Annotated in this window: 10 protein-coding genes; 5 read left to right on the top strand and 5 right to left on the bottom strand. The window is 68.6% G+C overall.

What is annotated here, in order from left to right:
• Together VAE53_RS12885 and sodN are read right to left on the bottom strand one after the other, a co-directional pair.
• Positions 1–597: signal recognition particle receptor subunit alpha (locus tag VAE53_RS12885; protein ID WP_322819783.1), on the bottom strand; the 597-nt coding region annotated here is incomplete at its 3' end.
• 96 nt (positions 598–693) lie between these two features.
• Positions 694–1,140, bottom strand: a complete 447-nt coding sequence (gene sodN, locus VAE53_RS12880) for a superoxide dismutase, Ni (protein ID WP_322819782.1) — start codon at positions 1,138–1,140, stop codon at positions 694–696.
• Between the two features lie 150 nt (positions 1,141–1,290).
• On the opposite strand from sodN, the gene VAE53_RS12875 reads away from it, so the two are divergent.
• Positions 1,291–1,764: a redoxin domain-containing protein gene (locus VAE53_RS12875; RefSeq protein WP_322819781.1), complete on the top strand. Its 474-nt coding sequence runs from the start codon at positions 1,291–1,293 to the stop codon at positions 1,762–1,764.
• Between the two features lie 93 nt (positions 1,765–1,857).
• Here the strand turns inward: VAE53_RS12875 and VAE53_RS12870 are convergent, their stop codons facing one another.
• Positions 1,858–2,949 (bottom strand): Zn-dependent alcohol dehydrogenase, encoded by a 1,092-nt coding sequence (locus tag VAE53_RS12870; RefSeq protein WP_322819780.1) that lies wholly within the window; start codon positions 2,947–2,949, stop codon positions 1,858–1,860.
• Between the two features lie 78 nt (positions 2,950–3,027).
• Between VAE53_RS12870 and VAE53_RS12865 the strand changes: the two genes are divergently transcribed.
• Together VAE53_RS12865 and VAE53_RS12860 are read left to right on the top strand one after the other, a co-directional pair.
• The gene (locus VAE53_RS12865) at positions 3,028–5,001 is read left to right on the top strand and encodes a hypothetical protein (protein WP_322819779.1); all 1,974 of its coding nucleotides are present in this window, start codon (positions 3,028–3,030) and stop codon (positions 4,999–5,001) included.
• Positions 4,998–5,939 carry a hypothetical protein gene (locus VAE53_RS12860; protein WP_322819778.1) on the top strand — a complete coding sequence of 314 codons (942 nt, stop codon included), beginning with the start codon at positions 4,998–5,000 and terminating at the stop codon, positions 5,937–5,939. The genes VAE53_RS12865 and VAE53_RS12860 overlap by 4 nt, the downstream gene beginning before the upstream one ends.
• Here the strand turns inward: VAE53_RS12860 and VAE53_RS12855 are convergent.
• On the bottom strand, positions 5,864–6,925 hold the full coding sequence (locus VAE53_RS12855) for a glycosyltransferase family 4 protein (RefSeq protein ID WP_322819777.1): 1,062 nt from the start codon (positions 6,923–6,925) through the stop codon (positions 5,864–5,866). The two genes, VAE53_RS12860 and VAE53_RS12855, sit on opposite strands and share 76 nt — an antisense overlap.
• A gap of 141 nt (positions 6,926–7,066) precedes the next feature.
• Between VAE53_RS12855 and VAE53_RS12850 the strand changes: the two genes are divergently transcribed.
• Entirely contained in the window at positions 7,067–8,365 is a 1,299-nt protein-coding gene (locus VAE53_RS12850) for a nucleotide sugar dehydrogenase (protein ID WP_322819776.1), read from the top strand.
• The gene (locus tag VAE53_RS12845) at positions 8,362–9,501 is read left to right on the top strand and encodes a glycosyltransferase family 1 protein (protein ID WP_322819775.1); all 1,140 of its coding nucleotides are present in this window, start codon (positions 8,362–8,364) and stop codon (positions 9,499–9,501) included. Before VAE53_RS12850 ends, VAE53_RS12845 begins: the two co-directional genes overlap by 4 nt.
• A 133-nt stretch (positions 9,502–9,634) precedes the next feature.
• Here VAE53_RS12845 and VAE53_RS12840 read toward each other — a convergent pair.
• On the bottom strand, positions 9,635–10,549 hold a 915-nt coding region (locus VAE53_RS12840), incomplete at its 5' end, for a pyruvate kinase (protein ID WP_322819774.1).

Genomic DNA, 10,549 nt, shown 5'->3' with positions numbered 1-10,549 from the left:
GTCTTCGTCGATGTGGAGGCGGCCGGCGGTATCGACGATGAGATGGGTGGCCCCCATGCGCTTTGCTTTTTCGAGCGCGTTCTGGGCGATGACCGCAGGCTTGGCGGACGTGCCCTCTTCGTGGATGGGCACATCCAGCGCGCGGGCGAGGGTGACGAGCTGGTCAACGGCGGCCGGGCGGTAGATGTCGCAGGCGGCGAGGAGGGGGCGGAGGCGCTGCTTCTTGAGGAGGTTGGCGAGCTTTGCGGCGCTCGTGGTTTTGCCGGAGCCCTGGAGGCCGACGAGCATGATGACGGTGGGTGGGCGGGCTGCGGTTGCGAGTTTGGGGGCTTGGCCGCCGAGGATGTCGACGAGCTCTTGGTGGACGATGTCGATGACTTGCTGGGCGGGGGTGAGGCTGCGGAGGACTTGGGCGCCGAGGGCTTTTTCGCGGACGCGCTGGGTGAATTCGCGGACGACGCGGAAGTTGACGTCGGCTTCGAGCATGGCCATGCGGACTTCGCGCAGGGCCTGATCGAGGTCTTCTTCGGTGACGATGCCGCGCGCGCCGAATTTTCGGAAGGCGCCTTGGAGTCGGTCGGTGAGGGTTTCGAACATTTGGTTTCAGTGTAGCGGGCGGGGGGTGATGGGTGGAGATGGCGAGCGGGGCCCCGAATGGGGCCCCGCTGTTGGATGGGGTAATGGGGTGAGGGGTCAGGGGTTGGCGCGGTAGAAGGGGACGTCGGTGCGGTTTTTGGTGGCCCAGAAGATGTTGTGGATTTCTTGGATGGCTTGGAGGAGGGCTTCGCCGTTGGCTGGGTTGGATTCGTGTTTGCTTTTGGAGGCGGCTTTGGCGGCTTTCCAGAAGATGTCGTGGAGGTTGGGGTATTTTTCGAGGTGTTCGGGCTTGAAGTAGTCGTGCCAGAGGATGTCGAGTTCTTTTTTGACGATTTCGGCTTGTTGTTCTTTGATGGCGATGAAGCGGGTGCGGGTGTTGATGGTGGCGAGGTCCTGTGATTCGCCGAGGGCGGCGATCTTTTTTTCCATGGAGAGGACGGCTTCGGCGGCGATGCGGGCGGCGGCGGGGTCGTAGACGCCGCAGGGTCCGTCGCAGTGGGCGTGGGCGATGGTCGTGGGCCGCAGGAGGCGGAGAAGGTTCATGGCCTGTGGTTACTCCTGGTGGGATGGTGCGAGTGCCATATGGGATTATAGGCGGCTCGGCGAGGGGGCTGCACCTGCGGGCTGTGGCAGACGTGCGCGGGTTCGGTTCTGTACGATCGGTGGTATCACTCGTGAAATGGGGGTTCGTTCATGGCCGAGACTGCAACGCTGAAGGTGGGCGACGAGGCGCCGGATTTCGAGCTGCCGATGAGCCCGACGGGGGAGAAGTTCCGCCTTTCGGACTATCGTGGGAAGCAGGCGGTGATCATCAATTTTGTGCCGGCGGCGTTTTCGCCGGTGTGTAGCAATCAGTTGCCGCTGATCGAGCAGAAGCGGAAGGAGTTCGAGGAACAAGGGGCGATTCCGGTGGTGATTTCGAGCGATGGGCCGTGGGCGCAGGCGGCGTGGAAGAAGGAGCTGGGGGTGGACTTCCCGATCCTGAGCGATTTCAATCCGCTGGGTGAGACGGCCCGGAAGTACGGGGTGTTGATCGAGTCGCGCGGGATTGCGAACCGGGTGGTGATCGTGGTGGACAAGCAGGGAAAGGTGGCGTGGATTCAGCCGACGGAGAAGATTACGGATATTCCGGATTACGATCCGGTGGTGGCCTGCGCGAAGGCCTGAGGCGGCGGGCCGAGGGACGGAAGCGCCCCTCCGGTTCGGGAGGGGCGCTTTTGGTGTCCGGTGGGACGTGGGACGCGGGGTTGTGGAGTGGGCTTAGTTGCCGTCGAAGACGATGACGGAGCGGTTGACTTCGCCTTTTTTGAGGGCGTCGTAGGCTTCGTTGATTTGGTCGAGGGTGTAGCGGCGGGAGATGAGTTCGTCGATCTTGAGCCGCTTTTGGCGGTAGAGCTCCATGAGCCAGGGCATGTCGTAGGTCTGGCGGGTGGAGCCGTAGAAGCTGCCGACGATGCCTTTTTCGCCGAGGAAGCCCATGCCGGCGTTGGGGATGGTGAGCTGCTCGGTGAGGGGGAGCATGCCGACGATGACGGCTTGGCCGCCGCGGCGGGCCATTTCGAAGCATTGCTGGGCGGTTTTCATGAGGCCGATGGCTTCGAAGGCGTAGTCGACGCCGCCGTTGGTCATGGCGAGGACTTGTTGGACGGCGTCGCCTTTGGAGGCATCGACGACGTCGGTGGCGCCGAATTCTTTGGCGGCGGCGAGTTTGGATTCGACGAGGTCGACGGCGATGATGCGGGAGGCTCCGGCGATTTTGGCGCCTTGGATGATGTTGAGGCCGACGCCTCCGCAGCCGACGACGGCGACGGTTTGACCGGCCTGGAGCTTGACGGTGTTGGTGACGGCGCCGACGCCGGTCATGACGCTGCAGCCGACGAGTGCCGCGGCCTGCATGGGGACGCCTTCGGGGACGTGGACGCAGGCGTTGGCGCTGACGAGCTGGTATTCGGCGAAGGCGGACATGCCGGCGAACTGCATGATGGGCTGGCCTTTGAGTTTGACGCGGCCCATGCGGTTGAGGGCTTGGGTGTTTTCGCAGAGGTTGGGCCGTCCGGTGACGCACCGGTTGCAAGTGCCGCAGGATTGGACGAAGGCGACGACGACGCGGTCGCCTTCTTTGACGTTGGTGACTCCTGGGCCGACTTTTTCGACGACGCCGGCGCTTTCGTGGCCGAGCACGACGGGCATGGGGTAGAGCCACTTGCCTTCCATGAAGTGGAGGTCGGAGTGGCAGACGCCGGTGACGGAGGTTTTGACGAGGACTTCGCCGGCCTGGGGTTCGTCGAGTTCGATCTCCTCGATGGAGAGGGGCTGATTGGGGGCGTAGAGGACTGCGGCTTTGACGTTCATGGGGTGTAGGGCTCCTCCTTCTCGAAGCAGTGGGATTGTTCCGCCCGGTAGGTGCGGGCGTCAAGGCGGGGGTCTGGGGTGTTCATCGGTCGTTCATGGTGCGACAACGGGATGCAAACGGTGGTGGGGGAGGCTTCGGGTGTGGGAGCGAATGGGAGGAGTTGGCGCCCGGCGCGAGGCGGTCTGCTGGTGCCGGCGTATTACTGGGCGGGCCAGGGGAGCATGCTGATTCATCGGATGAAGGGGTTCGGCCGTGAGGTGGACAGGGTGGCGTATTGGCGGGCCTACGATGCGGAGCGGCTCCGGTGGCTGCGGGATAGGGGCGGGGTGAACTGCGTGTTCTCGAGCTACAACTGGGGGCTGCCGCCGGAGTTGGAGGCGGCGGATTGGCGAGCTTTCGAACGGGCGGCGCGGATCTGCCACGACCTGGGCATGATGGCAGCGGCGTACATTCAGCCTTCGAATGCGGCGCCGCTCGGTTCGTTCGCGCGGAAGGGGTGGTATGCGGTGACGCCGAAGGGGAAGCGGATCCCGTACTACAACGGGCGGGCGTTCACGTGTTTGAACGAGGAGAGCTGGCGGGCGTGGGTGCTGGAGCGGTGTCTGGACGCGTGTGACCGGGGGGCGGATGTGTTGTTTTTCGATAATTGTGCGTTCGGGGGGATGCCGATCCCGCTTTCGCGGGATTACACGGCGTTTGCGGGGTGTGCTTGCGAGCGGTGTCGGGAGCGGTTTTCGGTGTGGCAGGAGGCGGCGGGGCTTTCGGTGCTGCCGCTTCCGCGGTTGTTTCGCCCGGGCCGTGACGAGGCGGCGCGGCGGTTCGCGGCTTGGCGGGCGGGGACGCTGACGGCCTTTCTCCGGGGGATCGTTGAGGAGGTGCGGGCGGTGTACCCAGAGACGAAGTTCGTGACGAACACGGTGGGCGGGGTGAACGTGAATACGTTCCATGTGTTCGGGGTGGACCTCCCTGCGATTGCGGGGTTCATGGATTGGTTGTTCGTGGAGAATCTGCAGTCGCCGCGGGCGGGGGGCCGGACGCTGGTTCAGAACGCGGGGACGTTCAAGCTGCTGGGGGCGCTCCGACCGGGTGCGCCGGCGCTCTCGATCGCGTACGAGCGGGGGATCGGGGTGGATGGGCCGCCGCCGCCGGAGGTGTTCGCGCGGATCGCCGCCGAGGGATTTGCGGCGGGCGGGGCGCCGGTGCTACGGGCTTCGGAGTACGTGGTGGGTGGGCGCTGGACGCTCCTGGAGCCTGGTTCGGACGACGTGCGGGTGGGGGCGTTCGGGCAGGTGGTGGCGGCTTACGCGGCGCTGGTGGAGGCGGGAGGCCGGCGGCGGGAGGCGGCGCGGGTCGGCGTGTTCGTGCCCGATGCGGTTGGCTGGCGGGGTGATCTCTATCCGGGCGGCGAGGATGACTACCTGGCGGTGATCCAGGCGCTGGTGGGTGCGGGCATTCCGTTCCAGGTAATCGGTGAGCGGCACGATCCGCGCGATCTCGGGTGTCTGCTGGTTCCGGGGGGCGTGGCGCCCCCGGGGTGGTTCCGAGGTCGGGTGATGCGATTCGCGGAGCTGGGGCTGGCGGTTCCGAAGGGGAGGCTGTTGGGCTGGCTTGGCGGGCCGCTGGAGCCGGTGGTGCGGGTCGTGGGTCCGCGGGTTGTGGATGGCTACTACAGCCGGGTGCACGTGCGGCGTTTCGTCGACCGGCTGGACTTGCTGATGCGGCTGGTGTTCGGGGGGCGCTTTTTGCGCGTGTCGATGCCGGATTCGACGCGACGGCTGTTGGCGGCGATGAATCCGGTGCAGGTGGAGCTATCCGGGCCGGGGTATGTCGATCTGTGGGAGGGTGATCACGGGTTGGAGCTTCACGTGGTCAATTACGGGGTCTCGCCGATCCGGGCGGAGGTGCGGGGGCGCGAGATCCTGTCGTTGGCGTCGATGGATGGGGGGAGGTTGCTTGGGAGGGAGAGGGTGGAGGTGACGAGCTTCGCGGTGGTGCATCTGGAGGCGTGCGCTGTGGCTGCGAGGGGGTGGGGCGAGGCGGCGCGGCGATGAGGTTGCGAGCGGTCGCTTTGCTGTTGCAGGCGGTGGCGGTGGGTGCGCTGGTGGTGGGGGTGGCGGCGGCCGCGGGGCAGTTGGCCGCGAATCACCGGGGTTGGGCGCTGGACGCTCTGGCTTGGGCGATCTTGGCGATGGTCTTCCAGGTGGCGATCTTGGCGTGGGCGTGGCGGGTGTTGGGTGCCGGGTGGTGGCCTGAGGGCGATGGTCTGTTGTGGTTGCGGTCGTTTGCGCGGGGGTGGGTCGCTCGGTACGTTCCGGGGCCGCCGACGGGGCCCGCGGGGAAGCTGCTGGCGCTGCGAGAGGCGGGGATGGCGCCGCCGGCGGTGGCGGCGTTGCTCTGGGTGGATCAGGTTCTGGGGCTGGCGTCTGGGGTGGCGGCGGCGGCGGCGATGGCCGTGCCGGCTTTCGGGAGGGAGTGGGTGGCGATCGCCGGGCTGGCGGGCGCCGCTGCGCTGTCGCTCGTGGTGGTGGGGACGCGACCGGCGCTGGTCCGGCGGCTGAGCGGGCGCTTCGGCAAGGGCGGGATGCACGAGGCGGCGGCCATTTCGCCGCGGCGGGCGACGGTCGCGTTCGTGGCGATGACGGCAGCGGCGGTGGTTGCGGGGTTGGCGTTCCACGTGACGGCGGTGGTGGTGAGTCCTTGGCCGCTGGGGCGCTGGGAGGAGGGTGCGGCGGTGTTTTGCCTGGCGAGCATGGCCGGGTATGTGGCGCCGTTCGCACCATCGGGCGCTGGTGTTCGGGAGAGCGTGATCGTGGCGCTGTTGGGGCAAGAGCTCGGGGTTTCGGCGGCGCTGGCGGTGGCGGTGGTTGCCCGGGCGACGAGTGTGCTGGTGGACGCGGCGTTGCTGGCGGGCTTCTACGGGGCTTCGGCGCTGTGGCGGTGCGCGAACCGCCGACGAGCTGGTGTGGCGCTTTCGAACAGGCGAGCGTAGTCGGCGGCGACGTCGCTCCAGTCGCGAGGGCGGTGGGACGGCCACGGCGGGGAGGTGAGTGCTTCGCGGACTGCGTGGGCCCAGGCGCCGGGGTTGGCTGCCTCGGCGAGCCGTGCGCCGGTGAGGAGGGCCATATCGACGAGTCCCTCGAGGCGAGCTGCGAGGACTGGCAGGCCGGCGGCGGCGGCTTCGGCGGGGGCGATTCCGAAGCCTTCGGGCCGGCCGGGAACGGGGATGTTTGGGGCGACGAAGAGGTCGGCGCAGGCGTAAAGGCGGTCGATGGCATCTGGCGGGAGCTGGCCGAGGAGCCGGAGGCGGGGATCGCGGGCGGCGATGGCGCGCAGGCGGGGTGCTTCGGGCCCATCGCCGACGACGGCGAAGGTGACGTCGCCGGGAAGTTGGGGCAGGACGTGTTGGGCGAACCAGGCGATGCCTTTGCGTTCGACGAGGCGGCAGGTGGTGAGGATGAGTGGACCGGTGGTGGGGAGTCCGAGGGCGGCGCGGGCTGCTGCTGGGTCTGCGGGGCGTTGGATGCGGGCGAAGCGGGCGACATCGACGCCGTTCGGGATGATGCGCGGCCGGAAGCCGAATCGAGCTTCGACGATGCTGGCGGTGGCGGAGCTGACGGCGACGACGCGCTCGGGGCCGAGGGCACGCAGGGTGGCACGAAGGAGGAGGCCATAGCCGGGGATGCGCCGGCTGACATCCTGACCGTGGACGGTGACGAATGCGGGGGCGCGCCCGAGGAGCTGGAAGAGGGGTGCGGCGAGGGTGAGCAGGCCATCGCCGAGGTGGATGGCGGCGATGTGTCCGCGGAGGGTGAGGCAGCGCCATGCGGCATGTGCGACGAAGAGCGGCAGCCAGCGTTGCCCGCGGCGGAGGGCGCACAGTTGGGATGGGGCGGGGTAGTGGCGGACGAGCTGGAGGGAGAACTCTTCCATGCCGCCGATGGCGGGTGGGAATTTTCGGGTGATGAAGAGGACCATGCGATGAGCTGAGCAGGGGCGGATGAACGGAGCGTGTGCTGGGGGGCCGGGTGCTCGGTTCTTAACGATACGTTCGCGCCTCGTGAACGGGGCGACAACCGGGGGCGGGGAGGATGGTGGCATCTCACGAGGAGCATGGCTGTGACTGGTGACCGGGTGCTCGTGGTCGGGGTGGGGCGCATCGGGGCGGTGACGGCGGTGGGGCTGGCGCATCTCCTGCACGCGGTGACGGGGGTGGATACCGATGCCGAGCGGGTGGCTGCTCTGCGCCAGGGGCGGTTGCGGGAAGCTGAACCGGGGCTGCGGGCGGCCTTGAAGACGGCGCTCCGGCTTCGGCAGCTGCGGTTCGAGCGGTCGGTGGCGCCGGGGGATTTCGACGCGACGGTGTTGTGCGTGGATACGCCGCCGCTCCCGAGTGGCGAACCGGATCTTCGCCAGCTGATGGCGGCGGGCGAGTTCGCGGCGCGGGTGACGGGCAGGGGCGGCATCGTGGTGACGCGTTCGACGGTGCCGCCGGGAACGGGGGACCGGCTGGAAGCGGCGCTGCGGGCGGCGGGGCGAGGCGACCTCCGGGTGGTGCATGTGCCGGAGTTTCTGCGGGAGGGACGGGCGTGGGAGGACTTTCGCGAGCCGGACAGGGTGGTGATCGGGGCGAACGACGAGCGTGCTGGCGAGCGGGCGGGGCGGCTGTTCGATGGGCTGGATGCGCCGGTGCTGCGGATGGACCGGGTGACGGCGGAGCTGGCGAAGTATGCGGCGAACGCGTTCTTGGCGACGTCGGTGAGCTTTGCGAACGAGATGGCGGACTGCGCGGCGGCGTTCGGTGCGGACGTCGAGCGGTTGTTCGAGGTGTTGAAGGCGGACCGGCGGATCGGTCAGCGGGCGTATTTGGTGCCAGGTCTGGGGTTCGGGGGGCACTGTCTGCCGAAGGACGCGGCGGCGCTGGAGTACGTGGCTGCGACGCGGGGGGTGGTGCTTCGACAGTTGCGCGCGACGCTGGACGTGAACCGCGAACGGGCGGGCCGGGCGGTGGAGTGGCTGGAGGCAGCGCTGGGCGGGCTCGGCGGGCGGGAGATTGCGTTGCTGGGGCTGGCGTTCAAACCTGGTACGGACGATCTCCGCGCCTCGCCGGCGCTCCGGCTGGCCGAGCTCCTCGGGGCGCGCGGGGCGAGGGTGCGGGGATTCGACCCGTTGGTGAGGGTAGCGCCGGGGGTGATGGTCGCTGGTTCGGCGGGAGAGGCGCTGGCCGGGGCGACGGGGCTGGTCGTTGCGCACCGAGCGGACTGGGTGCGGGCGGTGGAGCCGGCGATGGCAGCGGGGCTGATGTGCGGGCGGGTGGTGTTCGATGCGCCGGGTGCGCTCGACCATGAGGCTTGGACGGCAGCGGGGTTCACGACGAACCGGTGCCGGATGGTGGCAGCGGGAGCCGCGGACCGGTGAGGGTGCTGGTGGCGACGGATTCGTTTGCGCCGAAGATCGATGGAGTTTCGGACACGGCTGCGACGATCGCGCGGGTCCTGGTGCGGCTGGGTCATACGGTGCGGGTGGTGGCGCCAGGGCCTGGGCCGGGGATGCTGGACGGGGCGCGGGTTGCGCGGCTCGGTTCGGTGCCGCTGCCGCTCTATCCTGAGCTTCGGCTGGGGTGGGAGCTGGACCGGGCGGTGCGGCTCGCGCGGGGCCGTTGGGACGGCGTTATCGTGCTGACTCCGGGCCCGGTGGGGGCGACGGTGGCGTTGGCGGTGCCGCGGGGGACGCGGCTTTTGCATATCTACACGACGGATATGCCGCGCTATTTACAGACCTACGGAATGCACCGGTTGGTGGGCGCGGCGGAGTTCTTGCTCCGGCGGATGGCCGAGCGGTCGGTCCGGACGCTCTGCCCGACGGAGTTCGTGCGGGAGGAGCTTGCTCGCCGGGGATATCCCCGGCTGGAGACGTGGGGCCGGGGGGTGGATACGGGGCTGTTCCATCCGGGGCGGCGAAGCGAGGCGATGCGGGCGCGGTTGACGGGCGGCGAGACTGGGAAGCCGTTGGTGCTCTTCGTGGGGCGGCTGGCGAAGGAGAAGCGGCTGGATGCGCTAGCCGGGCTTTTCGATGAGCTGCCGAGTATTCGGCTGGCGCTGGTGGGCGATGGACCGGAGCGCGCGCGCTTGGAGGGGCTGTTCGCGGGGAAGCCGGTGACGTTCACGGGGTATCTGCGCGGGGTGGAGTTGGCGGAGGCGTTCGCTTCGGCGGACGTGTTCGTGTTTCCGAGCGAGACGGATACGTTCGGGCAGGTTGTGCTTCAGGCGATGGCGTGCGGGGTGCCGTCGGTGGTGGTGGGCGGCTCGGCGCCGGCGGAGCTGGTGCCTGCGGGGGTGTGCGGTCTGCACGTTGCGCCCGGGCGGCCAGAGGCGCTGGCGGGTGCCATTCGGCGGTTGTTGGGTGACGAGGGGATGCGGCGTTCGATGGGGCTGGCGGCTTCGGAGCATGCGCGCCGGTTTTCGTGGGAGGCGCTGGTGGGCCGGCTGGTGGAGCTCATCGCCCCGGGGAGGGCGCCGGGACAGGTGGATGTCCCGCGGGATTTTGGGAAGTAGGCGGCTATCGATCTGCGCCGACGGGGGCGAGCAGCTCGGCGGCATCGACGAGGAGTGCGGCCAGCCAGGCGATTCCGGAGGCGACGAGCGCGGCGACGATGAGCTTCATAGCGGAAATGGTGGGTAGGGCCGGTTAACTGCCGTAGAAGATGGTCGAGGGTGCGAGCTCGTTGGGGCGTTCGGCTTCTTCGAGGGCGATGAATTGAGTGAAGAGTTCGCGTTTTTTCTGCCGGTGGCGGTGCTCCGAGGAGAGGAGGCGGTCGAGGAAACGAACGGCAGCGGCGACGTGGGGGCCTTTGTTGAGCATGACGCAATCGGCCCGGGTGGCGGCGGCGGCGTCGGTGATTTCGGGTCGGGCGGGCATTCCGTGGCGGGCGAGGGTTTCGAGCACTTGGGTGGCCCAGATGGCGGGGATGTGGGCGGCTTCGGCGAGGCAGAGGATGGCTTCCTGGTAGAGGGCGAGGTCGTCCCAGCCGACTTCGATAGCGAGGTCGCCGCGGGCGATCATGATGCCGAAGGCGGGCCGGCGGAGGCCTTCGAGGAGGATAGGGACGAGGTTTTGGGCGGCGGCGCGGGTTTCGATTTTGGCGACGATGCCGCGATCGTGGAGTCCGCGGGCTTCGAGTTGGGTGGCGAGCTGGGCGATATCGGCGGGGGTGTGGACGAAGGAGTAGCCGAGGAGGTCGGCGAAGCCGGCGGCGATATCGAGGCTGGCGATGTCGGAGGTGGTGAGGGCGGGGAGGGGGAGGGTGATGCTGGGGAGGTTGAGGCCTTTTCCGGGCCGAAGCCGCAGGCGGCGCCCGATGGGGGTTTCGAGGAGAAGCTCGATCCAGGTCTGGGAGGCGTCGACGACGGTGCCGGTGAATTTGCCGTCGTCGATGGCGACCGGGGTACCTTGGGCGATGGTCTGGAGGGCTTCGGGGTGGCTGCAGGGGAGCTCGGGTGGTTGGCCTTGGGGCGGACTCTGGAGGGGTGCTGCGGAGCGGAGGAGGCGGATGCGGTCGCCTGCGCGGAGGGGGAGTTCGCCGGGGAAGTTGCCGATTCGGAG

The sequence above is a fragment of the Tepidiforma sp. genome (genome assembly GCF_034432735.1).
Taxonomy (GTDB): Bacteria; Chloroflexota; Dehalococcoidia; order Tepidiformales; family Tepidiformaceae; genus Tepidiforma.
This window is presented reverse-complemented; position numbering and strand designations above follow the sequence as displayed.

What these genes read in the sequence shown, in the direction of transcription:
- VAE53_RS12855 (WP_322819777.1), bottom strand. Translation starts at nt 6,925, where the DNA reads ATGGTCCTCTTCATCACCCGAAAATTCCCACCCGCCATCGGCGGCATG.
- VAE53_RS12870 (WP_322819780.1), bottom strand. Translation starts at nt 2,949, where the DNA reads ATGAACGTCAAAGCCGCAGTCCTCTACGCCCCCAATCAGCCCCTCTCC.
- VAE53_RS12875 (WP_322819781.1), top strand. Translation starts at nt 1,291, where the DNA reads ATGGCCGAGACTGCAACGCTGAAGGTGGGCGACGAGGCGCCGGATTTC.
- VAE53_RS12860 (WP_322819778.1), top strand. Translation starts at nt 4,998, where the DNA reads ATGAGGTTGCGAGCGGTCGCTTTGCTGTTGCAGGCGGTGGCGGTGGGT.
- sodN (WP_322819782.1), bottom strand. Translation starts at nt 1,140, where the DNA reads ATGAACCTTCTCCGCCTCCTGCGGCCCACGACCATCGCCCACGCCCAC.